Consider the following 22,977-nt stretch of genomic DNA (forward strand, 5'->3'; position numbering starts at 1 on the left):
CGCGCGGCTTCCCGACGCCTCAATCCCAGCCCGGCATCTGGCTGCCATCCAGGCCGCCGGTCTCGAACACCGCCTTGCGGGTGCCACCGGCCTTCACCGGGAACTCGATTTCCATCACCTTGGTCTTGCGCGCGAGTTTCCACAGCGCCTTCTGGTCTGTGATGAACATCGCGATGGCCTCGTCGGTATCCGGGCGCCACGAATCCATCGTGCGCGCGGGCGCGCCATCGGCGGTCACCTTGACCTTGCAACCGCCCGGGCAGCGGAAATCGCTGGCCTGCAGGACCAGGTAGCTGCTGCGCTTCCACTTGGGATGGTCACGGAAGATCAGCTGCACCGGCTTGGCGCCGCTGCCGTCCACGTCCACCGGGTCCTTGCCGTAAATGGCGGCGGTGCGCTGGGTGCCGCCGTCGGTGGCGATCTGGGCGTAGTCCCACAGCGTCTGCAGGCGGCGTTCCTCGCGCGCGCCCTCGGCCTTGGCCTTCACCTCCTCCAGCAACGGCTTGATGCGCGCGGCCGCCTGGGTGTCCGGGTACTGATCCAGCAGGGCGACGCCATGGATGCGCGCCATTTCCCAGTCGCGCGAGGCCTGGGCGGTGTCGAACTTGCCGGCCAGCTGGTTGGCGGATTCCTCATTGGCGGCGGCCTGCGCCTGCGCGGCGGCACGCCGCTCGGCCTCGCGGTCACCGCAGGCGGACAGGGCCAGGGCGCCAGCCAGGAGGGGAACGATCAGGATGCGTTTCATCGGGGAACTCCATTGCGTATCAGGTAATCGACGGCGGCGGCGACCTCGTCGGGACGCTCCATGATGGACATGTGGCCGCAATCGGACAGCCGCACTTTAACCGCCTGCGGGATGCGTTCGCCGTAAAGGTCCAGCGCGCTGGGATCGATCACGCGATCCTCGGCGCACCACAGCAGCAGCGCGGGCTGGCGGATACGCTCGGCGGCCCGCCCGGGCAGGAACGCCTCCGGCCCGCGGCCGATGCGATCCAGCACCGCCTGTTCAAAGGGCGCCTGCGCGCGGCGCCAGTCGATGATCGCGCGCGACGCCGGCCAGGGAATCGGCGGTTTGGCTTCCTCGCGATGGAACACCGTGTCGAGGTAGCGCCGGAGCGACGCTTCGTCGCGTACCGCGAAGGGGTTGTGTCCGGCCAGCACCTGCTCGCCGAACACGTTGTCGCGGAAGCGCACGCCGGCGGCATCGAACAGCCCCACGCGATCCACCAGATCCGGGCGGCTGGCGGCGGTCAGGGCGACGATGCCGCCGCCCATCGAATGCCCCAGCAGCACCAGCGGGCTGCCGGGCCGGCGCGCGACCCGGGCGATGAACTCCGCCACCCGACGGTTCTGCGCATCGAAACCATAGTCCTCGCCGGGTTTCCGTTCGCTCGCGCCCCAGCCCGGCAGATCCGGAATCACCACCTTGTAACGGCCGGCCAGCCTTGCCGCGAGCGGATACCAGTTCTCCTTGCTGCCGGTGAAGCCGTGGATCATCACGATCGTCGGTGCGTCCGGATCCTCCGCCTCGCGTTCGACGTAGGCCCAGCGATGCCCGGCCGCTTCGACATGACGCAGGGACAGTCCGGCGGCCCAACGCTCGCGCGTGAACTCCGCGCGCACCAGGATCATCGGGTCGCGCCGGATCCACAGGAGCAGCGCGCAAACGAAAACGGCCGCCGTGACGGCGACCGTTTTCCAGGAGATGCGCCAGCGACGCATCGCTTACTTGCTTTCGCCCGCCTTGGCCTTGGCCAGCAGGGCCTCGACCGACGCGGTGGTGATCGGGTGGTAACCCGGCTTGGCGCGGGCGAAGCTCTCTTCCGCGAAAGCCAGGCCATCCGGGGTTTTCACCAGTTCCTCGTAGATCGGCATGATCAACTTGCGGCGGCCGACCCGCTCGATGAACTTGCCCAGCTCCGGACGCGCGTCCAGATAGCCGCTGCGCACGGTCAGCGGATACCAGCGCATCGCGATCTCGCCGTTCTGGGTGCCGGTGAAGTGATACGCCTGATCCAGCTGCGCCAGTTGCTCGAGGGTCAGTTTCTCGCCCATGCCGTTGATGAAGTTCACCCATTGCTGGGTCACCCAGCCCGAGGTCACCTGCGGGCTCGGCAGCTGGCCACTGCCCAGCCAGGCGATGCGCGCGGTGTCGGTGCTGGAGAAGCCGCGCGACTGCGCCTTGGCGGCGAACTTGGGAATGCCCGGTTCGTTGAGCCAGGCGTTGAGTTCGGCCTCGGTCACCGCGTTCGGGTTCTTCGGCAGCAGGTTCTTCTTCAGGTAGTCGACGAACTGGTCGGTGGTCGCGCTCTGGAAGGCGTGATCGTCGAACCAGCTGCGCAGGAACGGATCGAAGGTGGCGCGGCCGAAGCGCTCTTCCAGGAACTTCAGGAACCACGCGCCCTTGACGTAGGCGACCTGGCTCAGCGAGTCATCCGGATCGCGATCGGTCAGCGGCGGCAACGCCAGCGCCTGATCCGCCGGCGACATGTTCTTCACCTCGCCCAGCAGTTCGGTCTGGTCGATCTGGCGCTCCATCTCGGCCAGCTCCTTGCCGTACAGCGCCTCGGTGATGCGGTCCTGCACGTAGGTGGTGAAGCCCTCGTTGAGCCAGATGTCCTTCCAGCTGGCGTTGGTCACCAGGTTGCCCGACCAGCTGTGCGCCAGCTCGTGCGCGATCAGCGAGACCAGCGACTTGTCGCCGACGATCACGGTCGGAGTGGCGAAGGTCAGGCGCGGATTCTCCATGCCGCCGAACGGGAACGACGGCGGCAGCACCAGCATGTCGTAGCGTTCCCAGCGGTACGGGCCGTACAGCGATTCGGCCACGCCGATCATCTTCTCGGTGTCCTCGAACTCCTTGGTGGCCTTCTCGACCATCGACGGTTCGGCCCACACGCCGCTGCGGTTGGAGATCGGCTTGAACGCCAGATCACCGGCGGCGATCGCCAGCAGATAGGACGGAATCGGCTGCGGCATCTTGAAGCTGTAATCGCCGTCGCGCGGCGCGGCCGGATCGTTGTCGGCGCTCATCAACACCATCACGTCCGGACGCGAGGTCACGTGCGCGCTGTAGGTGAAGCGCACGCTCGGCGTGTCCTGCAGCGGCACCCAGCTGCGTGCGTGGATGGCCTGCGACTGGCTGAACATGAAGGGCAGCTGCTTGCCTTCGGTCATCGACGGTTCGAGCCACTGCAGGCCCGACGCCTGCGGCGAGGTCTTGTAGGTGATGCGCACGTGCGCGTTCTGCGCCGGCGTCTCGATGGTCAGCTTGCTGCCGAAGATCTTGTCGGCCTGGGCCAGGTTGAACTGCAGCGGCGCCCAGGCGCCGGCCGCATCCTGCCCCTCGACCTTCTCGATGCCCAGATCGCGGGTATCCAGCACCAGTTGCCTGGCGGCCTTGTCCTTCCACTCCAGTGTGTAGCTGGCGGTGCCGGCCAGTTGCCTGTGATCGAAATCGACCGCCAGATCCAGCGCGAGATCCTTGATGACGACCTTGGTCGGCTCGGCGTAGGAACTCTCGTCGTGGCTGCGTTCGGTCTTCACGGCGGCGGGCGCGGGCTTGGCGGCGGGGGCCTCTGGAGCGGGGGCGGATTCTTGGGAGCAGCCGGCCGCCAGCACGGCGGCGCAGGACAGGGACAACATTACGGCGCGCATCAGGGTTTCCTGCGTCAGGGAAGCGCGCAGTTTACCCGCCCACGCGGCGGATGCCTTGATGCGGCGCAGCTTGGGGTGGCTCCAGAAGCCAATCCCCCTCGGCCCCCCTTTTTCAAAGGGGGAGGAAAAGCCGGCCCTGCGGGCAAGTGACAACGTCATGGCCCTGGACCCGCCATTCGGCTGTTGAGAAGCGCTTGAAAAAGAGGGCGGGCACCCGCGCCGGCGGGTGACGGGGGATTTGCTCTTTGCGGAAAAGGAGCGACCGCTGTTAAACCTTGTAGCCCGTATGCACCGCGACGATGCCCGCGCTCAGGTTCCTGTAGCTGGCGCGGGCGAAGCCGGCTTCATCCATCATCGCCTTCAACTGTTCCTGCGGCGGATGCTTGCGGATGCTCTCGGCCAGGTACTGATAGCTGCCGGCATCGCGGGCGAACAACTGTCCCAGCTTCGGCAGCACCTTGAACGAATGGAAGTCGTACACCGGCTTGAACCACTCCATGGTCACTTCCGAGAATTCCAGCACGCGCGCCTGGCCGCCGACCTTCAGCACCCGGTACATCTCGCGCAGGGCCGCGTCCTTGTCGGTGACATTGCGCAGGCCGAAAGCGATCGTGACCAGATCGAAACTCTGATCGGGGAAGGGCAGCGCCTCGGCGTTGCACTGCACGTAATCCAGTCCCGACACCAGCCCGCGATCGGTCATGCGGTCACGGCCCACCGACAGCATGCCGGCGTTGATGTCGCCGAGCACGATCTCGCCGGTCTCGCCGACCCGATCCTTCAGCAGCGCGGCGATGTCGCCGGTGCCGCCCGCCAGATCCAGCACGCGGTCGCCGCGCCTGACCTGGCAGGTGCCGACGAAATAGCGCTTCCATACCCGATGGATGCCCAGGCTCATCAGGTCATTCATCAGGTCATACTTGCCGGCCACCGAGGTGAACACCTCGCCGACCAGTTTCTGCTTGTCGCGGGCGTCGACGTCGCGGAAACCGAAGTGGGTGGTGCCGGATTGGTAAGGGGATTCGCTCATGGGACGGATTATCGCATCGTCGGGGGGATCTTGCCGGCGCGGCCGTGGGACAATACCGTGGTGACAACGCCATTCGTCTTCCAGAGGATGCCGACCCGCCCGTGAGCAGCCGCTATACCCCCCGCGAATGGCTGCCGCACGAGCGCCCCACCTTCCCCGGGTCGCCCTCCACCCCGCTGCATCCGGTCCGCCGGCGCATCCAGTTCGCCCTCGTCGGCGTGGTGGTCGCGCTCACCGGTGGCCTGAGCAACGCCCTGGTCACCGCCAACCTGCTGAACCTGCAGGGCACCCTGGGCGCCTATGCCTGGGAAATGGCCTGGCTGCCGGCGGCCTACGTGATGACCAACGTCTCGGCCAACCTGCTGCTGGTCAAGTTCCGCCAGCAATACGGCCTGCGGCTGTTCACCGAAATCTTCCTGGTCCTGTACGCGCTGATCGCGTTCGCCCACCTGTTCGTGAACGACCTGGGTTCGGCCATCGCGGTGCGCGCGGCGCATGGCCTGGTCGGCGCGGCGCTGAGCACCCTGGGGCTGTACTACATGATCCAGGCGTTCCCGGCGCGGCTGCGGCTCAGGGCGGTGGTGATCGGGCTGGGGCTGAGCCAACTGGCGCTGCCGCTGGCGCGCCTGTTCTCCACCGAACTGCTGCAGTACGGCGAGTGGCGCGGCCTGTACCTGTTCGAGCTGGGCCTGGCGATCGTGGCGCTGGCGTGCGTGCTGGTGCTCAAGCTGCCGCCCAGCGATCGCACCCGCGTGTTCGAGAAACTCGACTTCCTGACCTTCTCCCTGTTCGCCAGTGGCGCGGCCTGCCTGGCCGCGGTGCTGTCGCTGGGCCGCTACCTGTGGTGGACCGAGAACCCGTGGCTGGGGGTGACCCTGGCGATGGCGATCGTGCTGCTGGTGAGTTCGGTGGCGATCGAGCATTACCGGAAGAACCCGCTCATCAACACCCGCTGGCTGGCCAGCGGCACGATGATGCGGCTGGCGCTGTCGATCCTGCTGATCCGCATCGTGCTGTCCGAACAGAGCATCGGCGCGGTGGGCTTCATGCAGAACCTGGGGCTCAACAACGACGAGCTGCACGCGCTGTATGCATGGGTGCTGGTCGGCTGCGTGGCCGGCATCGCGGTCAGCGCGCTGACGATCCGGCCGCAGCACACCGCCCAGCACCTGATGTTCGCGGTGCTGCTGATCGCCACCGGCGCGTTCATGGACGCGCATTCCAGCAACCTCACCCGCCCCGAGCAGATGTACCTCAGCCAGTTCCTGCTGGCCTTCGGCAGCACGTTTTTCATCGGCCCGGCGATGATCAGCGGCATCGGCGCCATCCTCGCCCAGCCGGGCAACCTGATCAGCTTCGTGGTGCTGTTCGGCATGACCCAGAACATGGGCGGGCTGCTCGGTTCGGCGCTGCTGGGCACCTTCCAGGTGGTGCGCGAGAAATTCCACGCCAGCCAACTGGCCGAACACGTCACCCTGCTGGATCCACAGGTCGCCGCGCGCGTGCAGGGCACGGTCGCCGGCTATGCGCATGCCCTCGGCGATCCGGCCCTGCGCAACGCGCAGGGCATGCGCGCGCTGGGCGCGACGGTCACCCGCGAGGCCAACGTGCTGGCGTACAACGATGTCTTCCTGGCGGTCGCCTGGCTGGCGATCTTCACCCTGCTCTGGATCTACGCGGATCTGTGGTGGCGGCGGCTGAATCCGCCGGCGCCCGCCGCGCCTCCGCCTTCGTCTCCCCCTTCTCCACGGCCGACCCCAGCATGAACACAGCCGCCCCCCTTCCCCCCGATGCCGAACCCGCTGCCCGCCGCGCCGCGCGCCGTCGACGCCGCCTGCTGGGCCTCGCCGGATTCGCGCTGCTCGCCCTGCTCGGCGTGGGCATCGTGCTCTACGCCTGGCAGTTGCCGCCGTTCACCAGCGCGCTGCAGACCACCGAGAACGCGATGGTGCGCGGACAGACCACCCTGATCAGTCCGCAGGTCAGCGGCTATGTCACCGACGTGCCGGTGCAGGATTTCCAGCATGTTCGCAAGGGCGCGTTGCTGGTGGCGATCGACGATCGCATCTACCGGCAGCAGCTGGATCAGGCGCGCGCGCAGCTGCAATCCGCGGAGGCCAATCTCGCCAACTGGACCCAGCAGCACAGCAGCGCCGAGGCCAACGTCGCCCAGAGCCGCGCGGTGATCGCCAGCAACGCGGCGCAGGAACAGCGCACCCGTTCGGCGCTGCGGCGTGCCGACCAACTCGCGCATGACCGCCTGATCTCCGAACAGGATCGCGACACCGCCTTTGCCGCCAACGCCCAGGCCGAAGCCAACCTCAACCAGTCCCGCGCCGGGCTGGAGGTCGCGCGCCAGGGCGTGCGCAGCGTCGACGTCAACCACGCCGTGCTGGAAGCGGCGGTGGCCAGCGCGCGCGCGGCCGTGCAACTGGCGCAGATCAATTTCGACAACACCCGCATCCACGCGCCACGCGACGGCCAGCTCGGCCAGGTCACGGTGCGCCAGGGCGCCTACGTCACCAACGGCACCCAGTTGATGGCGCTGGTGCCGGACACGATGTGGGTGATCGCCAACTTCAAGGAAACCCAGATGGCGGGCGTGCGGCTGGGCCAGCCGGCCAGCTTCACCGTGGATGCGCTGGGCGGCGAGCGCCTGCGCGGGCGGGTGCTGGAAATCTCGCCGGCCACCGGCTCGGAATTCAGCGTGCTGCCCCCGGACAACGCCACCGGCAACTACGTGAAGATAGCCCAGCGCATTCCGGTGAAAATCGCCATCGATTCCGGACAGGCCGCCGCGGCCCGGCTGCGGCCGGGCATGTCGGTGGTCGTGAGCGTGGACACCGACGCCGCGCCCCGCTGAGCCGCGCGGGCGTCAACGGGCGTCAACGGATCCGGCGAGGATCCCGGAAAGGCGCGCGGCGTTGCAGCGCCGGACGCGCGCTGATCCGGTTGTTCCCGGCCGCGGGGGTCGCGGGTTTCACCGAACTGACGGGCGGCGCGCCCGTGCGTGGCAGCAAGGACCCGCCCGTGACCTGTCCTCCCGTGGTGAGCGTGACCAGGAACCCGCGCGCGGTGGTACCGTCCACACGCAACCGGTAGCCGCCATTCGGCGCCGACCAGGTCTCGCCGACCTTGAACATCGAGCCTTCGTTGTTGGCCACGTTCGCCGGCGGGAAATCGGTGTCCTCGCTGTAGGCGGTTCCGCCACGCACGCGATGCACGATCACCGCGGTGCCCGCGAGCGCCCCTTCATAGTTGCCGGTCCGGTTGCGCGCCTCCAGCGTGTACGACACCGTCAGCGCGGGATCGGCCTGCTCCGGCGTGTTCACCACCACCAGCTGGCGGCCGGTACCGTCGGCCAGGGACGCGTACTCCAGTTCGAATTGCCAGCTGCCGATGAGGCCGGCGGGCACCACCCACTTGCGCGCGCCGGCGACCCAGCCCAGTCGATCGCGCTGGATCATGTTGATGTGCTTGGGCCGCGTGCCGTAGACCGGATCCGAGACCGCGTTGCGCCAGCCATCGCTCATCACGTCCCACGGATTGTCGTAGGTGTCGTCGTCGCCGTCGGAGTTGTCCGAATGCGGCAGGCCGTACCCATGCCCCATCTCGTGCGCCAGCGGCGCCAGGTTGGCGAACGACCATGGCGGATTCCAGGTGGCGCGCGGGCAACGCCGCGCGCCATCCATCACCGCGCAGGCGCCGCCACCCCAGGCATAGCCGTCCAGGTCGCCGTTGAACATCATGTTGATGCCCTGCACGCCGTTGAAATCGACCTGCGCGTCCGCGGCGGCGACACAATCCTGAAACAGGTTGTCCAGATTCGCGTTCTCCTTGCCGTCGACCGTGGTCACGTAGCCGGACCGTGGCTTGGGCAGCACGAACCAGCCATAGGCCGAACTGCCCGCCAGGTTGATCTGGCCATAGGAGACTTCGCTCCAGTAGTGGCCGAGCTGCCCGACCGCGTTGCCGTACTGGCTGGTGAAGAACGCCTGGTTCTTCTGCTCGGTGGCGATGTCGGAGAATTTGCACATCAGGGTCACCCAGCGGGTGTTGCCCATCACCGCGGCCGCGGCGGCGACCTGCTTGCCGCCGAGCGCCGGCGCCGCCTGGGCCAGCCGATCCGCGGGCACGATCGCGTCCGCGAAGCGTTCCCTGGCGGAAACACCTTGCGCGAGTGCGGGCAGCGACACCGCCACCCGGCGGTTGGCCAGCGCGTACAGGTCCACCGCGGCGCGTTTCGCCTGATCGGGGTCCAGAGGAATGCGGCGGCCGTCATCGGCCAGCAGCACCGCGCGCAGCTGCGCCGGGCGCGCCTTCTGCTGCCGCGCCACGGGCGCGGGATCGCCCCAGTGCAGCGCGAGGCGGCCCTGGACGATGGTGGTCCCCGCGGCCTGCGCATGCGCGCCTTGCGCGCCGATGATTCCCCATGCCAGGGCGATGCAGGCCAACCACGCGGTTCGCCGGTGCGGCAATCGATTCCGATACTCCATGGCCTCTCCCCATACTTGCCGGGCGCACCCGGCTGCGATCCGACGGAACAGGCCCCCACGCCCGTTCCGGTCCCGGAGCATGGCAGTATCACGCCCTGCCCGCTACCCGGAATCGTCCATGTCCATCGACTATCGCGCATTGCTTGAGACCGCCATCACCGAAGCCCGCCAGGGCCTGGCTGAAGGCGGCATCCCGATCGGCGCGGCGCTGTACCACGACGACGGCCGCCTGCTCGGCTGCGGCCACAATCGCCGCATCCAGGAAAACGATCCCTCCGTGCATGGCGAGACCGACGCCTTCCGCAAGGCCGGCCGCCAGCGCCGCTACCGGGACACGATCATGGTCACCACCCTGGCGCCGTGCTGGTACTGCAGCGGGTTGGTGCGCCAGTTCAACATCGGCACGGTAGTCGTGGGCGAGTCGGTGAACTTCCGCGGCGGCATCGACTGGCTGCGCGAGAGCGGCGTCAACGTCATCGATCTCCAGAGTGAAGCCTGCATCACCCTGCTCGGTGACTACATCCGCGCCAATCCCGAGGTCTGGAACGAGGACATCGGCGAGGACTGAGATCCATCCATCACGTGCTCGCGCCTCCCGTCTGGTGATTCCACCGTGTGGCGTGTGGCGGATTCGTCCGGCCTGACCGCCTGGATCATCCAGCGATGCAGCTGTTCGTGGTGGCTGCGCCAACCGTCGTCATCGAACAGCACGAACCAGCCCAGCTGCAGGCGACTGCGGCCGGTGTCGTTGCGCGACACCAGCGCCAGCCGGCGGCGCGGATCGACCAGCAGGAACTGGCCGCCCCAGCCATCCGCCCAGATCGTGCCGGCATCGCGATCGATCCACCACAGATAGCCATAGGCGTCGAACGGAGGCTGATCCGTCGCTTCCGACCACGGCCGCGTGCTTTCCTCCACCCAGGCCGCCGGAATGATCTGCCGGCCCCGCCAGCGGCCTCCATCGGCATACAGCATGCCGAAGCGCGCCAGATCCGCCGCCGACATGAAGATCACGAACTGGCGGTGCTGAGAGTGGCGCGCGTTCCCGTAGATCACGTGTTCCGGCTTGAACGTGGCCATGCCGGTCGGCCGGGCGATCCATTCGTACAGCGCCTGGCCGATAGCCAGCCCCGTCCGCCGCTCGAAGATCACTCCCAGCACGTTGAAGTCCCAGTTGTTGTAGTAGAAGTGCTCGCCGGGCCCGTGGGAGCCACGGCGCGGCCGGCCGTCCTTCATCGCCTGCACTTCCCCCGCCGCTTCCAGGTAGATCCCGGATCGCGACATCAGCAGGTCGCGCACGGTCGCCTGCTTCTCGGCCGGGGTGAGTGGCGCCACCGCGTCGTCGATGCCCAGTTCGGCGAGAGTCTGTTCCGGTCGCAGGTAGCCCTTTTCGATGGCGATGCCATAGAGCGCGCTCAGCAGACTCTTGCGGACCGAATGCGTGTTGATGGGCAGGTCGGCCTCTCCCCACGCCATCAGCTGCCGGCCTTCGTGCAGGGCGACGAAGGCATCGAAGCGGGTGTTCTCGATGAGAAATGCATGCGCGTATGCCAAAGCCTCCGGATCGGTGACCCGGGCCGGCGCGAGGGACGTGGCGAAGGCATTGCGGTCACCGGTGCGAAACGGGGGGATGGCGGTGATGGCGACAGCGAGCAGCAGGCAAACCGACAGGCCGGCGGCCACGGCTTTCCAGGGGCGGATCTTCATCGACGGGGCTCCCGAGTGGACGCATGCAGTCTTCCGGCCGCCGCGCCATCCCGGATAGATGAAGAAAGCCACCCGAGGCGGTGACGAAAGTCATTCGTTGCGCCCCGTGCCTTGTATCGGCGCCGGCCGGACGCCAAGCTGGCGCGCATGGTCCCCTCCTCCACCCTCCGCAATCCCGCGCTGGCGGTGGCTGGCCTGCTGGCCTGGGCGGCGGTGGGCCTGGAACTGTGGATGCGGCCGGTGGCGGCCAGCACCTTCCTGGCCGATCCTTCCACCGCCACCGCGCTGGTGCGGACCCTGCACCTGCTGTTCGGCGCGCTGCAACTGGTGTTCCTGTGCCTGCGCCTGTCGCCGCAGGCGCGCCTGGCGGTGGCGTCGCTGCTGGTGCTGGACGCATTGCTGCTGGTCGCGTCGTATCGCTACAACTCCGCCGCCGCGCTGTTGCTGGTGCCAATGGTGGAGTTCGCCTACCTGCTCGGCGTGCCCGCGCTGAGCGCGGTCTACGTGGCGGCGAACCTCGCCTTGCTGGGCGTGGTGCTGGCTTTCCGCGGCATGGATGCGCCATATACCCATGTCGGCCTGCACGCCAGCCTGCAACTGTTCGCGATCCTGCTGGTGCGTTCGATGCAGGGCGCCGAGCGGGCGCGCGCTGCCCTCGCCCAGACCCACGCCGAACTGCTGGCCACCCGCGGGCTGTTGTCGGAAGCCGCGCGCGGGCAGGAACGCCTGCGCCTGTCGCGCGAGCTGCACGACGTGGCCGGCCACAAACTCACCGCCCTGCGCCTGAATCTCGCCGCGCTCGGCCACAATCGCCGCCTGGACGTGACCGAAACCGTGGGTCTGTGCAGCCGCCTGACCGAAGAACTGCTGGACGATCTGCGCGGCGTGGTGCATCAACTGCGCCTGCACGACGGTCTGGAACTCGGTCCCACCCTGATGCGGATGGCCGCGCCGTTTCCGCGCCCCGAAGTGCATCTGGACGTGGAAGCCGACGCGCGCGTGCGCACGCTCGAACAGGCCGACGCGATTCTGCGCGCGTTCCAGGAGGGACTGACCAACGCCGCCCGCCACGGCGAGGCCAACCACCTCTGGGTGCGGCTGTACCGCGCCGATGGCCATCTGGTGCTGGAGCTGCGCGACGACGGCCACGGCATCGATGTCGATACGCTGCCCGGGCATGGCCTGGGCGGCATGCGCGAACGCCTGCATGCGGTGGGCGGCCTCCTGGCCTTCGGTCCCGCCGAAGGCGGCGGCTTCCTGCTGCGCGCGAGCGTGCCGGTGTGAACGCGCCGTCTCCCATCCGCATCGCGCTGGCCGACGATCAGGCGCTGGTACTGAGTGGCCTCAAGGCACTGCTCGGCGGTTTCGAACAGTTCGCGGTCGTGGCCGAGGCCACCGACGGCGAGGGCCTGCTGGCGGCCCTGGATGGCAAGCCGGTGGATGTGGTGCTGTGCGACGTGCGCATGCCGGGCCTGGGCGGCCTGGAAGTCTGTGCACGCCTGCGCCGTCTGCCGGATGCGCCGCCCGTCATCCTGCTGACCACCTTCGACGATCCCGGCCAGGCGCTCGCGGCCGCGCGCGCCGGCGCGCGCGGCTATCTGCTCAAGGACGCCTCGCCGCTGGAACTGGTCGAGGCGATCGAGGACGTCGCCACCGGCCGCCACGCCATCGCACCGGTCGCCACCGACGCCATCCGCGAGCGCTATACCTACCGCGACCGCGCGCCGCCCTCCGGACAGTTCAGCCAGCGCGAAATCGACATTCTCCGGCTGCTCGCCGGAGGCTACACCAATCGCGAAATCGGCCAGGTCATCCACGTCACCGAGGGCACGGTGAAGAACTATCTGACCGAAATCTTCGACAAACTCGGCGCCCGCGACCGCACCCGCGCGGTGCTCAAGGCGATCACGCTGCGAATCATCTGACCGGGCTCCGTATTCCCCGGCGTCATCGGGGCGACACCGGACGCAGACCCGGACTGAACAACCCGCCTGCCATAGTCCAGCTCCCTTCGGCCCGTGCGGCCGGGGCAATCGCGTCATTCGCAACACCACCCAATCAAGGGAGTCGGCTCATGAGCAACACACCCACCCTCGTCCTGGTCCATGGCTTCTGGGGCGGCGCGGCGCACTGGCGGAACGTCATCCTGGAACTCTCGCGCAAGGGCCACGATCGCATCCGCGCGGTCGAACTTCCGCTCACCTCGCTGGCCGACGACGCCGAACGCACCCGCAAGATGATCGCCCGGCAGCCCGGTCCCGTATTGCTGGTCGGACATTCCTACGGCGGCGCGGTGATCACCGAGGCCGGCGATCAACCGAACGTCGTCGGCCTGGTCTATATCGCCGCGTTCGCGCCGGATGCCGGCGAAAGCCCGGGTGGCATCAGCCAGGCGCACCCGCCCGCCGCGATCGCCAACCTCGCGCCCGACAGCGATGGCTACCTGTGGATCCAGTACGACAAGTTCCACGAGAGCTTCTGCCAGGATCTGGATGCCGACGACGCACGGGTCATGGCGGTCACGCAGAAAGCGCCGCTGGCGAGCACCTTCGGTGATGCCATCACCGCACCGGCCTGGAAGAAGAAACCCAGCTGGTACCAGCTCTCGACCCAGGACCGCATGATTCATCCGGACAACCAGAAGCACATGGCCGAGCGGATGAACCCGCGCGCGCTGCTGGCGCTCGACGCCAGCCACGCCTCGCTGGCCTCGCAGGCGGCGGCGGTCGCGGGATTGATCGACGAGGCGGCGCGTTCCCTCGGTTGATAACCGCGCGACAGCGCGGCACGGGCGTCAGGCCGGCTTCATCACCATCAGCCAGAAGATGGCGAGCACGCTGATGAACGCCGGCCAGCCCAGCCAGAACCACCACCTCATTGCCCGATGGTAGTCCGTCGGCAGGGGCAGGCCGGCCTCGGCCGCCTGCCGCGCGAGATTGCGCGCACGTATCTGCAACCACAGCACCGGCAACCAGCACGCACCCACCACAAAGAACAGCACCAGCGCGGTCTTCACCCAGAACACCGTCAGCGGCAGACCCAGCAGATGCACCAGCCACAGGCCGGTGCCGAACTGCACCACCACCGCCGGCGCGGTGAACAGACTGTCGGCGATGACCACGGTGCGCGCCGTCGCCGCGATGGTCCGGGGATCCCCGCGCAGGTGCGCCATCCACATGAAGAAGGCGATGCCCAGACCGGTCCCGAACAACAGGGTCGAGGCCAGGATGTGGATCCATTTCACCCAGAGATAAAGCATCGTTTCAGCGCCTGTCGGTCAGTACCCAGAGCATGCCCAGTGCGGGCAGCAGCACGAGATTCTTGGCGAGTCCGCCGAATGGATCCAACCATGCGCGCGGCAGTCCGATCCCGAGGCTGGCCGTGTAGGCGCAGACCAGCAGAATCATCGCCATCACGGCCGCCCGTGGGCGCCAGCCGCTGAGCAGCCAGAGGCCGAGCGCCGCATCGAACGCACCGCCGACGCGCGCCAGCAGCACGGGCTGCCACGAAGCCACGAATGTCCCTGCCGTCATCGCCTCGATGGTGGAAGCCGGCGTCGTCCATCCCGCCCAGGCGGAGATCAACCACAGCGCGACCACCATCCACTTCAAGGCGGGCACCAGGAAGTACAACCGAGCCTGCCAGCGATCCTGCACCTGGCTCGATTGCCTTGCCAGCACTGCGTCCAGGGCTTGCGGACGGACGCCAAAGGCGGCCTGCAGGCGGGCACCCGCATCGATCGCGGTCACGTTGCCGCGCCGGAGCATGCGCCACATCGTCGCGCCCAGCGGTCCGCGTCCCGTCCATTCACTGATGGCGACCGTCAGGGAAGCCAGCCACTTCGGTACGTGCCGGGTCTTGCCCGCAGGCAGCCGCAGCCAGCGCCGCCATTGCCGCTGATAGGTTTCCAGCGTGATCGGCGTCGGTCCCCCGACCTCGAACAGGCCCGAGGCGTCGGACCCCAGCGTGCGCGCGATCAGTTCACCCAGATCCTCGACCGCGACCGGCTGGATCCGCCACCGACCGTGTCCCGGCAACCATGGCCCCCCCGGCATTGCCGCCAGCGCGCGCAACAAAGAAGTGCCGCCGTAGGAACCAGAGGTGGCGTAGACCACCGAGGGGCGCAACACCACCGCTCGCAGCGGCAGGGCCAGCAGGGCTTCATCGAAGCGGTGCTTCGAGGCGATGAATCCACCGTCCGCGGGATCGCCCAGCGCGGAGACCTGGACAAAGACAGGCACGTTCGCCGCGACACATGCCTTGGCCAACGCGAGCGGGGCGTCGTGGTGAATGACATCGAATCGCCGGGTGCGCGTCTCGCGCAGGATTCCGGCGAGATTGATGACCGCATCGACGCCATTGAGCAGTGGCGTCCAGGCATCGGGGGAGGTCATCCGGCTCAGATCGCACTCGCGTTCGTCCGTCGCAAGCGGCCGGCCGCCTTGGCGGGCGGCGCGGATCACCTGCCAGCCCCGGCGTCGCAACGCCGCGATCACATGGCCGGCGAGGAAGCCATTCGCGCCCACCACCAGCACGGTTCCCGCCGCGCGCGTCCCCTGGACCTGGGTCGCAAGTCCGTCGTCCTTCTTCACTCCACGCCCCTCGCACCACCAGCGTTGCAGGCTAGCAGATGGTCGGTGCGGTGGCTCGCCCGTATGCATTGCAACAAAAAAAGGGCAACGCCCGGCGCTGCCCTTTTTCTTCCATCGCGGCTCACGCGAGCCATCCTGCGAAGGCCTACAGGATGTACCGGCTCAGATCCGGATCCTGCACCAGTTCGCCCAGATGCGAGTCGACGTAGGCGCGATCGATGGACACGGCCTGGCCGTCGCGATCGGGAGCTTCGTAACTCAGCGTGTCGAGCAGGCGTTCCAGCACCGTGTGCAGGCGGCGCGCGCCGATGTTCTCCTGGCGTTCGTTGACCTGCGCGGCGATCTCGGCAAGGCGATCGACGGCGTCGTCGCTGAAGTCAAGCGCCACGCCCTCGGTCCGCATCAGTTCGACGTACTGCCTGGTCAGCGCCGCCTTGGGCTCGGTCAGGATGCGGATGAAATCCTGCTTGGACAGCGCCGACAGCTCCACCCGGATCGGGAAGCGGCCCTGCAGTTCCGGGATCAGATCGCTGGGCTTGGCCAGGTGGAACGCGCCGGAGGCGATGAACAGGATGTGGTCGGTCTTGACCGTGCCGTACTTGGTGCTGACGTTGGACCCTTCCACCAGCGGCAGCAGGTCGCGCTGCACGCCCTCGCGGCTGACGTCGCCTCCGCCGATGTTGTCGCCGCGCTTGGCGACCTTGTCGATTTCGTCGATGAAGACGATGCCGTTCTGCTCGCAGGCCTCGATCGCCGCGGTGCGGATGTCGTCCTCGTTGACCAGCTTGGCGGCCTCGTCCTCGATCAGCTGCGGACGCGCGGCCTTGATGGTCACGGTGCGCTTGTGGGTCTTGGCGCCGCCCAGGTTGGAGAACATCTGGCGCAGCTGCTGGCCCATTTCCTCCATGCCCGGCGGGGTCATGATGTCCACGCCGACATTGGCAGCCAGTTCCAGTTCGATCTCGCGATCGTCCAGTTCGCCGTTGCGCAGCATCTTGCGGAACTTGATCCGGGTCTCGTTGTCCTGCGCCGACGGCTCGTGACGCGCGGCTTCCGGATCAAAGCCGACGCCGACGCTGCGGCGCGGCAGCAGCGCGTCCAGGATGCGATCCTCGGCGCGTTCCTCGGCCTGGGTGCGCACGCGCACCTTGGCCTGCTCGCGATACATCTTGACCGCGGTGTCGGCCAGGTCGCGCACGATCTGCTCGACATCCTTGCCGACGTAGCCGACCTCGGTGAAGCGGGTCGCCTCGACCTTGACGAACGGTGCATTCGCCAATGTCGCCAGCCGGCGCGCGATCTCGGTCTTGCCGACGCCGGTGGGGCCGATCAGCAGGATGTTCTTGGGCATCACTTCATTGCGCAGCGCCTCGGGCAGCTGCATGCGGCGCCAGCGGTTGCGCAGCGCGATGGCGACCGCGCGCTTGGCCGCATGCTGGCCGACGATGTGCCGGTCCAGCTCCTGCACGATTTCGCGCGGGGTCATGGTGGAAGATTCGAGATTGGCCATGGGGGATTCTTGATTCGTGGGAACAGGGAATGAAAGCAGAGGTGGGAGGGTCGGGATGCGGATCCGCTTCCGCGAATCCCCAATCCCGAATCCCCAATCCCGGAACTAGAGCTCTTCAACCACCACGTTGCGATTGGTATAGATACAGATATCGCCCGCGATGTTCAGCGCTTCGACCGCGATCGACTTCGCATCCAGTTGGGTGTGCGCCAGCAGCGCGCGCGCGGCGGACAATGCGTAGGAACCGCCGGAACCGATGGCGATGATGCCGTCCTCCGGCTCGATGACGTCGCCGGTGCCGCTGATGATCAGCGAGGTTTCCTTGTCGGCCACGGCGAGCAAAGCTTCCAGCTTGCCCAGGCGACGCTCGGTGCGCCAATCCTTGGCGAGTTCGACGGCGGCGCGCTGCAATTGTCCGTGCTTCTCCAGCTTGGCCTCGAACAGTTCGAACAGGGTGAAGGCGTCGGCGGCCGCGCCCGCGAAGCCGGCCAGCACCTGGCCATCGCGACCCAGCCGGCGCACCTTGCGCGCGTTGCCTTTCATGACGGTGTGCCCCAGCGTCACCTGCCCGTCACCGGCCACGGCGACATGACCGTCGCGGCGGACCGAGATGATGGTGGTGGCGTGGAACACGTTGGGATTCTGACTGGGGTCCATGGGGGCCTCCGAGGGGTTCTCCCTGAGGTGGGGACGCCCTGGGGCGGATCAAGCGTGACTTCTGGGGAGAGGCCAATCCGACCAAGGCGCCTTGCGCGGCGCGGACTCCGTGCTGCTTAACCGATGTTTTGTATTGCTCGGCTCGACCGACAGGACCAATCGTCCATCCACTTGCTTGACCCTGTTTCCAAGCGCGGCTAGATTTTCCGGTAGGTGCTGAACACACCTTCTCGTAGGCGGAAGCCACTCCCGTTAGCCAAGTGGCTTTTTTGTGTCCCGCGTTTTCTATGGCCGGGTGGCGCGCAGCTATGCAATACCCGAAAGGGAAAATCTGCGGGCGGCCCTACGACCGTGTTCAAGCACCCGGCCGCCCCTCTGAACAGGGGGCGATATCGAACGAATCGTAGGAGACTTCATGTCAAAGAATCAGTCCGTATGTCCGAAGCCGCGCAATTTGACCGTGGGCTATCAGTATTACGAGAGCCGGCACAAGAATCCCGAACTTCAGTTCCGTCCTCGCCAGATTCCCTGCTTGCGTTTGAGCGGTGATTGGCTGCATGCCGCCGGGTTTGCAGTGGGACAGAAGGCCCGGGTACAGGTGACCAAACAAGGCATCCTGATCGTGGCGGATGAGTGAACCAGCTCTACCAGACGTGAAGATGTCCGCCATCGATAGCCCCCTTTGAAAAAAGGGGGCGGGCACCCGCGCAGCGGGTGACGGGGGATTGACCAGCCATTCGGCTGTTGAGGAGCGCTTGCTCTTCGCGCCAAGAGCAAAATCCCCCTCAGTCCCCCTTTGAAAAAGGGGGAGGCCAAGCTCATCGCTTCCGCTTCGCCCTCGGATGCGCCGCATCGTAAACCTTCGCCAGATGCTGGAAATCCAGGTGGGTGTAGATCTGGGTGGTGGCGATGTCGGCGTGGCCGAGCAGTTCCTGCACGCCGCGCAGATCCCCGGAGGATTCCAGGATGTGGCTGGCGAAGCTGTGCCGCAGCATGTGCGGATGCACATGCTTGAACAGACCCTGGCGCTGCGCCAGCTGTTTGAGCCGGATCTGCACGGCGCGCTGGGAAATCGGACCGCCGCCACGGCCGGGAAACACATGCGCCTCGTTGGCGCCGCGCTGCTCCGCGCGCCATGCCTCCAACGCATTGCGCGCATGCGAGCCGACCGGCACTTTGCGTTCCTTGCTGCCCTTGCCGAGCACGGTGACGAAGCCGGAAGCCAGATCCAGATCGCGCCAGCGCAATCCGCACAGTTCGCTCAGACGCAGGCCGGAGGAATAGAACAGCTCCAGCAGCGCGCGATCCCGCAGGCCCAGCGGTACGTCCGTCGGCACTTCCACCAGCCGCGTCGCTTCGTCGGCGTCCAGCACCTGCGGCAGTTTGCGGGGCGCCTTGGGCGCGCGCAGCGCGGCCGCGGGGCTGGCGGTGATGCGGCCATGTTTCAGCAACCATTGATAGAAACTGCGGCAGGCCGACAGGCGGCGTTGCAGGCTCTTGGGCGATAGCCCGCGACGGTGCTCGCTGGCAACGAAGCTGCGCAGCTGCTCGGTGTGCAGGTCGATGACATCGGCGCCCTGCTCCGTGGACCATGCCGCGAGCGCGGTCAGATCACGCCGATAGGCGTCCAGCGTATGCGCGGACATGCGCCGTTCGACCTGCAGATGGGCAAGGAATTCGTCGATGGCGCCGGCCGGTTCACCGGGACGGGCTTCATCCTGGCGAGTAACCGCCGGCTCGATAGCCGACTTGTGTTGACGGGACCTGCTCATCGTTTACCGCGCTTGCGACCTGCGCAATGGATTCCAGCATACGCTGGAATGACGAATCGGAGGATCGAGACGGTGTGCCCGCTCCCGGCCCTCAGGCCTCGAAGCGCTTCAGCGCCGCGACCAGCGCCTCGCCCATCATGCGCAGGAACAGCGTGCCCATGCCTGGGTAGAAGCGGTTGCCGTCCAGGCTGCCGACCGCGACCAGGCCGATGCCGGGCAATGGCAACAACGCGGAGGATTGCACTTCCTCGGCGCGGGCGGCGTACAGCACCACGTTCTTTTCCGGTTGCAGGCGGCCGCAGATCGGATCGCCGTCCTTCAGGCAGTCGCGGAACGGGTTCAGGTGTGGATTGCCTTCCGGAATGACCTGCAGCCATTCGGCTTCCTCCAGGCCCTCGACCGGCTTGAGCAGCACGATGCTGACGCGATCGCCATTGAAATCCTCGGCCAGCGAGGCGGCCATCGCGCGCAGGGTGTCGGCGGCGCTGTTCTGCTTGAGCAGCGACAGGGTCAGCTGATGGGTGCGCACCGCCAGCCGCTCGTTCTCCTGCGCGTTGGCGAACAGATCGCTCAGCCGCTTGGACAACTCGCGGTTCTTGTCGCGCAGCACTTCCAGCTGGTAGCTCGCCAGCGAGGCGGTGCGGCCATCGTCGCGCGGCACCACCATGCTCAGCGCCAGATCCGGGAACTGCTTCAGGAAAGTGGGGTGGCGGCGCAGCCAGGCGGCGATTTCGTGGGCACCCAGCTTCTCGTTCTCGTTCATGCGTTCCATTCCCCTTCGAATACGAATGCGGTCGGGCCGGACATCACCACTTCGGCGTCGTCCGCCGGCCATTGGATATGCAGGTCGCCGCCCGGCAGCGACACGGTCGCGGCGCGATCGATGCGGCCACGCTTCATCAGCACCACCGCCGCGGCGCAGGCGCCGCTGCCGCAGGCCAGGGTCTCGCCGACGCCGCGCTCGTAGACGCGCAAGCGGATGCGGTCGCGTGCGACCACTTCGGCGAAGCCGACGTTGACCGACTCCGGAAACCACCGCGACTGCTGCAGGGCGGGCCCGATCTTCAGCACGGGAGCGTCCGCCACCGAGGGCACCTCGACGACCGCGTGCGGATTGCCCATCGACACCGCGCCGAAACGCAGCCGCACATCCTCGTCCACCCGCGCGTCGTACTCGTCCTGCGCCTGTTCAAAGCCCGCCAGTGGAATCCGCGCCGGTACGAACTGCGGCACCCCCATGGCGATGGCGTAGCGATCGCCGCCCAGGTGTTCGACGTCGTGCGTGGTCAACGGGCTGTCGACCCGGAAGTGTTCGCCGCGCGCGATACCATCGCGCACCAGCCAGGCCGCCACGCAGCGCGCGCCGTTGCCGCACTGCTGCGAGGTGGAGCCGTCCGAATTCCAGATCCGGTAGGACGCCACCGCGCCGGCGCTGCGCGGCGGCTCGATGGTCAGGATCTGGTCGCAACCAACGCCGAAATGGCGATCGGCCAGGCGCGCGGCGAGTTCGGGTCCCGGCGGCGGGATGTCGCCGCGCAGATCGAGCACGACGAAATCGTTGCCGGCGCCGTGCATCTTGGTGAAGGAAACCATCGCCGAGGCCGGAGGCCGTGCGCTCATGGCGTGCTGGGCGGGTTGGCCGGCTCCGCGGTGGGTTCGGCGGGCGGCGTCGCCGTATCGGTCGAATCCGTCGGCGGGGTTTCCGTGCCTTCGACGGCCGGCTCGACCGGCGCCTCGGCCGGGACTTCGGTCTCCGGTGCCGGCTTCTCCGGCAGGAACAGCGGGCCCTTGGCGCCGCAGGCGGCGAGGAGCGCCATGAGGGTGGCGGCGGACAGCAAACGGAGCGATCGGTTCATGCGGCGCAGTATAGCCAGCCGGGGATGAATCGGAATGGCGTCAGCGCGGGGGTTCCGGGCGCCGCCACAGCCAGGTCGCGACCGCCGCCATGCAGCCGATCGGCAGCAGCACCATCCACAGCCGGTGCGAACCGGCGATCAGCATCACCGCCAGCAGGATCAGCGCGCAGGCCAGCATCGCCCAGGTCGCCGCCCACTTGGCCCGTCGCGACACCGCACCATGGGCCTGCCAGTCGCGGATCATCGGTCCGAAGCGCGGATGCGAGAGCAGATAGTGGTGCAGGCGGTCCGATCCGCGCGAGGCCGCATAGGCCGCGATCAGGATGAACACCGTGGTCGGCAGGCCCGGCACGAAGATGCCCAGGATGCCCGTGCCCAGGCTGGCATAGGCCAGCAGCCACCACGCCCAGCGGAAGCGGTGCGAGGAAGCCGGCGGTGGCGTGTCGTCGTTCACCGGCACCTTTTACCGCATGTGGGCCACGGGCGTAAGCCATCGGCATCTGTTTCGCCTCAGTGGGGAGGCAGAGTCTGGCGATGAACTGTCGGGGTCCATGCAGTCAACGCCACATTCCGTACGTTTCCGTCTCGTCGGGGGACCCATGGATCAGGTTGATGCTGCTCCAAGCTCAACCGTGTGGATGCCGGTCCCGCCCGCCGGCACTTCTCAAACGAGGGCTCCGACGGTGACACGACAGGTCGGCCAGACGACGTGGAAACTACGAATTCGAAAAGGAATCGCGCTCATCCACCCCTCCGGGGTGACGCACGTTCCGTGAACGTCTTCCTGATCAGTTCCCCTCGTAGTAGGCGTCTGCTTCCTTTCTCGACACAAAGACAATCATTCCCGCCTCTTTCGCCAATGCCCGTGCTGCGGCTTCCCTGCTTGCGTCAACCGGAAAAGCGAGCGCATCGTCTCCGTCTGTCTTCACGTAGAGCAACCGAAGTCCTCGTGGAGCAAGCCAGACCTCCAACGCATGGAATCCGGCCGGGACAGACACGTCTTCCTCGCCAGGCTTCCAATGCCACCGCTCGGGAATGCGCAGCGCTTCCAGAACCCGGTTCGCCAACCACTCGATCTCACCGCTGCCATTCCAATCGACATAAATCGATAACATCTCATCGGATTCGCTGCTGGTCCCAGCAGCGAAGGCCATAGCCGCATCATCATCCGGCGTGATGTTACTGATCGCGCGCTTGGCAAGCGCTGATGCCGTGGCGTCGCCGAGTTGCTGTGCAAGAAGCTGGATGAGGGCGCCAAGCGCTTCAATCTCGACGAAACTCATCAAGAACAGCTCATCGTCGTTCTCATCTTCAGAAACGTTCTTGGCCTCAACGCCGTAGCTTGGTGCAGGAGTCTCCGCATTCCACGCCGCGACCAAGCGCTTGAACAGTTTCAGCACGTGACTGCCTCCGTTTACATAAGGAGGCTGGATGATAGGTGTCCGCGACCGTATTTCCGCGAAAGCGTGTGGAAAGTTCAGTGAATCACATGTTGAATGCTTGGTCTCTCGACCGGTCGACGTCATGGCGCCGGCTGGCCCCACCCCAACCCTCCCCCGCGTGCGGGGGAGGGGGCGCGCCTGTTTATGAGCAGGCTGAGTAAGCCCCTTCCCCCATTCACGGGGGAAGGCCGGGATGGAGGCGCTTGAAGAGGAAAATCGTTCCATCAGCCAGGTACAAAAAAAGAGCCGGGCATGGCC

At 67.1% G+C, this 22,977-nt stretch carries 23 protein-coding genes; 7 read left to right on the top strand and 16 right to left on the bottom strand.

What is annotated here, in order from left to right:
• Positions 1 to 19: 19 nt before the first annotated feature.
• The 4 genes from AC3DEZ_RS19965 to ubiE form a co-directional block, all read right to left on the bottom strand.
• Positions 20 to 745 (bottom strand): hypothetical protein, encoded by a 726-nt coding sequence (locus tag AC3DEZ_RS19965; protein ID WP_488389763.1) that lies wholly within the window; start codon positions 743 to 745, stop codon positions 20 to 22.
• Positions 742 to 1,722 (bottom strand): alpha/beta fold hydrolase, encoded by a 981-nt coding sequence (locus AC3DEZ_RS19970; RefSeq protein WP_488389764.1) that lies wholly within the window; start codon positions 1,720 to 1,722, stop codon positions 742 to 744. The genes AC3DEZ_RS19965 and AC3DEZ_RS19970 overlap by 4 nt, the downstream gene beginning before the upstream one ends.
• A gap of 3 nt (positions 1,723 to 1,725) precedes the next feature.
• Entirely contained in the window at positions 1,726 to 3,657 is a 1,932-nt protein-coding gene (locus tag AC3DEZ_RS19975) for a M1 family metallopeptidase (RefSeq protein ID WP_488389765.1), read from the bottom strand.
• A 268-nt stretch (positions 3,658 to 3,925) separates the two neighbouring features.
• Entirely contained in the window at positions 3,926 to 4,687 is a 762-nt protein-coding gene (ubiE, locus tag AC3DEZ_RS19980; RefSeq protein ID WP_488389766.1) for a bifunctional demethylmenaquinone methyltransferase/2-methoxy-6-polyprenyl-1,4-benzoquinol methylase UbiE, read from the bottom strand.
• A 101-nt stretch (positions 4,688 to 4,788) separates the two neighbouring features.
• On the opposite strand from ubiE, the gene AC3DEZ_RS19985 reads away from it, so the two are divergent.
• Both AC3DEZ_RS19985 and AC3DEZ_RS19990 read left to right on the top strand, forming a co-directional pair.
• A complete protein-coding gene (locus AC3DEZ_RS19985; RefSeq protein WP_488389767.1) occupies positions 4,789 to 6,453 on the top strand; it encodes an MFS transporter in 1,665 nt (554 codons plus the stop codon).
• The gene (locus tag AC3DEZ_RS19990) at positions 6,450 to 7,550 is read left to right on the top strand and encodes an HlyD family secretion protein (RefSeq protein WP_488389768.1); all 1,101 of its coding nucleotides are present in this window, start codon (positions 6,450 to 6,452) and stop codon (positions 7,548 to 7,550) included. The genes AC3DEZ_RS19985 and AC3DEZ_RS19990 overlap by 4 nt, the downstream gene beginning before the upstream one ends.
• A 22-nt stretch (positions 7,551 to 7,572) precedes the next feature.
• On the opposite strand, the gene AC3DEZ_RS19995 is transcribed toward AC3DEZ_RS19990, so the two are convergent.
• Positions 7,573 to 9,183 (bottom strand): metallopeptidase domain-containing protein, encoded by a 1,611-nt coding sequence (locus AC3DEZ_RS19995; protein ID WP_488389769.1) that lies wholly within the window; start codon positions 9,181 to 9,183, stop codon positions 7,573 to 7,575.
• Between the two features lie 118 nt (positions 9,184 to 9,301).
• Between AC3DEZ_RS19995 and AC3DEZ_RS20000 the strand changes: the two genes are divergently transcribed.
• The gene (locus AC3DEZ_RS20000; RefSeq protein WP_447103622.1) at positions 9,302 to 9,751 is read left to right on the top strand and encodes a nucleoside deaminase; all 450 of its coding nucleotides are present in this window, start codon (positions 9,302 to 9,304) and stop codon (positions 9,749 to 9,751) included.
• Here the strand turns inward: AC3DEZ_RS20000 and AC3DEZ_RS20005 are convergent.
• The gene (locus tag AC3DEZ_RS20005) at positions 9,700 to 10,890 is read right to left on the bottom strand and encodes a serine hydrolase domain-containing protein (protein WP_488389770.1); all 1,191 of its coding nucleotides are present in this window, start codon (positions 10,888 to 10,890) and stop codon (positions 9,700 to 9,702) included. The two genes, AC3DEZ_RS20000 and AC3DEZ_RS20005, sit on opposite strands and share 52 nt — an antisense overlap.
• 147 nt (positions 10,891 to 11,037) lie before the next feature.
• On the opposite strand from AC3DEZ_RS20005, the gene AC3DEZ_RS20010 reads away from it, so the two are divergent.
• The 3 genes from AC3DEZ_RS20010 (at position 11,038) to AC3DEZ_RS20020 (ending at position 13,657) form a co-directional block, all read left to right on the top strand.
• Positions 11,038 to 12,174, top strand: a complete 1,137-nt coding sequence (locus AC3DEZ_RS20010; RefSeq protein ID WP_488389771.1) for a sensor histidine kinase — start codon at positions 11,038 to 11,040, stop codon at positions 12,172 to 12,174.
• Positions 12,171 to 12,815 (top strand): response regulator, encoded by a 645-nt coding sequence (locus AC3DEZ_RS20015; RefSeq protein ID WP_488389772.1) that lies wholly within the window; start codon positions 12,171 to 12,173, stop codon positions 12,813 to 12,815. The genes AC3DEZ_RS20010 and AC3DEZ_RS20015 overlap by 4 nt, the downstream gene beginning before the upstream one ends.
• A gap of 149 nt (positions 12,816 to 12,964) precedes the next feature.
• Positions 12,965 to 13,657: an alpha/beta hydrolase gene (locus tag AC3DEZ_RS20020; RefSeq protein WP_488389773.1), complete on the top strand. Its 693-nt coding sequence runs from the start codon at positions 12,965 to 12,967 to the stop codon at positions 13,655 to 13,657.
• Between the two features lie 27 nt (positions 13,658 to 13,684).
• Here the strand turns inward: AC3DEZ_RS20020 and AC3DEZ_RS20025 are convergent, their stop codons facing one another.
• The 4 genes from AC3DEZ_RS20025 to hslV all read right to left on the bottom strand — a co-directional run bounded on the left by AC3DEZ_RS20025 (position 13,685) and on the right by hslV (position 17,649).
• Positions 13,685 to 14,149 carry a DUF2269 family protein gene (locus AC3DEZ_RS20025; RefSeq protein ID WP_447103627.1) on the bottom strand — a complete coding sequence of 155 codons (465 nt, stop codon included), beginning with the start codon at positions 14,147 to 14,149 and terminating at the stop codon, positions 13,685 to 13,687.
• A gap of 4 nt (positions 14,150 to 14,153) precedes the next feature.
• Positions 14,154 to 15,482 (bottom strand): SDR family oxidoreductase, encoded by a 1,329-nt coding sequence (locus AC3DEZ_RS20030; RefSeq protein ID WP_488389774.1) that lies wholly within the window; start codon positions 15,480 to 15,482, stop codon positions 14,154 to 14,156.
• Positions 15,483 to 15,627: 145 nt separating this feature from the next.
• Complete coding sequence (gene hslU / locus AC3DEZ_RS20035) at positions 15,628 to 16,992, bottom strand: ATP-dependent protease ATPase subunit HslU (RefSeq protein WP_488389775.1); 1,365 nt, start codon at positions 16,990 to 16,992, stop codon at positions 15,628 to 15,630.
• A gap of 105 nt (positions 16,993 to 17,097) precedes the next feature.
• On the bottom strand, positions 17,098 to 17,649 hold the full coding sequence (gene hslV / locus AC3DEZ_RS20040) for an ATP-dependent protease subunit HslV (protein ID WP_141455391.1): 552 nt from the start codon (positions 17,647 to 17,649) through the stop codon (positions 17,098 to 17,100).
• Between the two features lie 415 nt (positions 17,650 to 18,064).
• On the opposite strand from hslV, the gene AC3DEZ_RS20045 reads away from it, so the two are divergent.
• Positions 18,065 to 18,286 (top strand): SymE family type I addiction module toxin, encoded by a 222-nt coding sequence (locus AC3DEZ_RS20045; RefSeq protein ID WP_488389776.1) that lies wholly within the window; start codon positions 18,065 to 18,067, stop codon positions 18,284 to 18,286.
• A gap of 181 nt (positions 18,287 to 18,467) precedes the next feature.
• Here AC3DEZ_RS20045 and xerC read toward each other — a convergent pair whose 3' ends face one another.
• The 6 genes from xerC to AC3DEZ_RS20075 all read right to left on the bottom strand — a co-directional run bounded on the left by xerC (position 18,468) and on the right by AC3DEZ_RS20075 (position 22,677).
• Entirely contained in the window at positions 18,468 to 19,421 is a 954-nt protein-coding gene (gene xerC / locus AC3DEZ_RS20050; protein WP_488389777.1) for a tyrosine recombinase XerC, read from the bottom strand.
• A 91-nt stretch (positions 19,422 to 19,512) separates the two neighbouring features.
• Entirely contained in the window at positions 19,513 to 20,193 is a 681-nt protein-coding gene (locus AC3DEZ_RS20055; protein WP_488389778.1) for a DUF484 family protein, read from the bottom strand.
• On the bottom strand, positions 20,181 to 21,041 hold the full coding sequence (dapF, locus tag AC3DEZ_RS20060; RefSeq protein ID WP_488389779.1) for a diaminopimelate epimerase: 861 nt from the start codon (positions 21,039 to 21,041) through the stop codon (positions 20,181 to 20,183). The genes AC3DEZ_RS20055 and dapF overlap by 13 nt, the downstream gene beginning before the upstream one ends.
• Entirely contained in the window at positions 21,038 to 21,277 is a 240-nt protein-coding gene (gene lptM / locus AC3DEZ_RS20065; protein ID WP_488389780.1) for an LPS translocon maturation chaperone LptM, read from the bottom strand. Before lptM ends, dapF begins: the two co-directional genes overlap by 4 nt.
• A gap of 40 nt (positions 21,278 to 21,317) precedes the next feature.
• Positions 21,318 to 21,731, bottom strand: coding sequence for a YbaN family protein (locus AC3DEZ_RS20070; protein ID WP_488389781.1), 414 nt, complete (start codon positions 21,729 to 21,731; stop codon positions 21,318 to 21,320).
• Between the two features lie 334 nt (positions 21,732 to 22,065).
• Positions 22,066 to 22,677 (bottom strand): DUF6630 family protein, encoded by a 612-nt coding sequence (locus AC3DEZ_RS20075; RefSeq protein WP_488389782.1) that lies wholly within the window; start codon positions 22,675 to 22,677, stop codon positions 22,066 to 22,068.
• Positions 22,678 to 22,977: the final 300 nt, after the last annotated feature.

It is taken from the genome of Pseudoxanthomonas sp. 134C1, assembly GCF_057773065.1.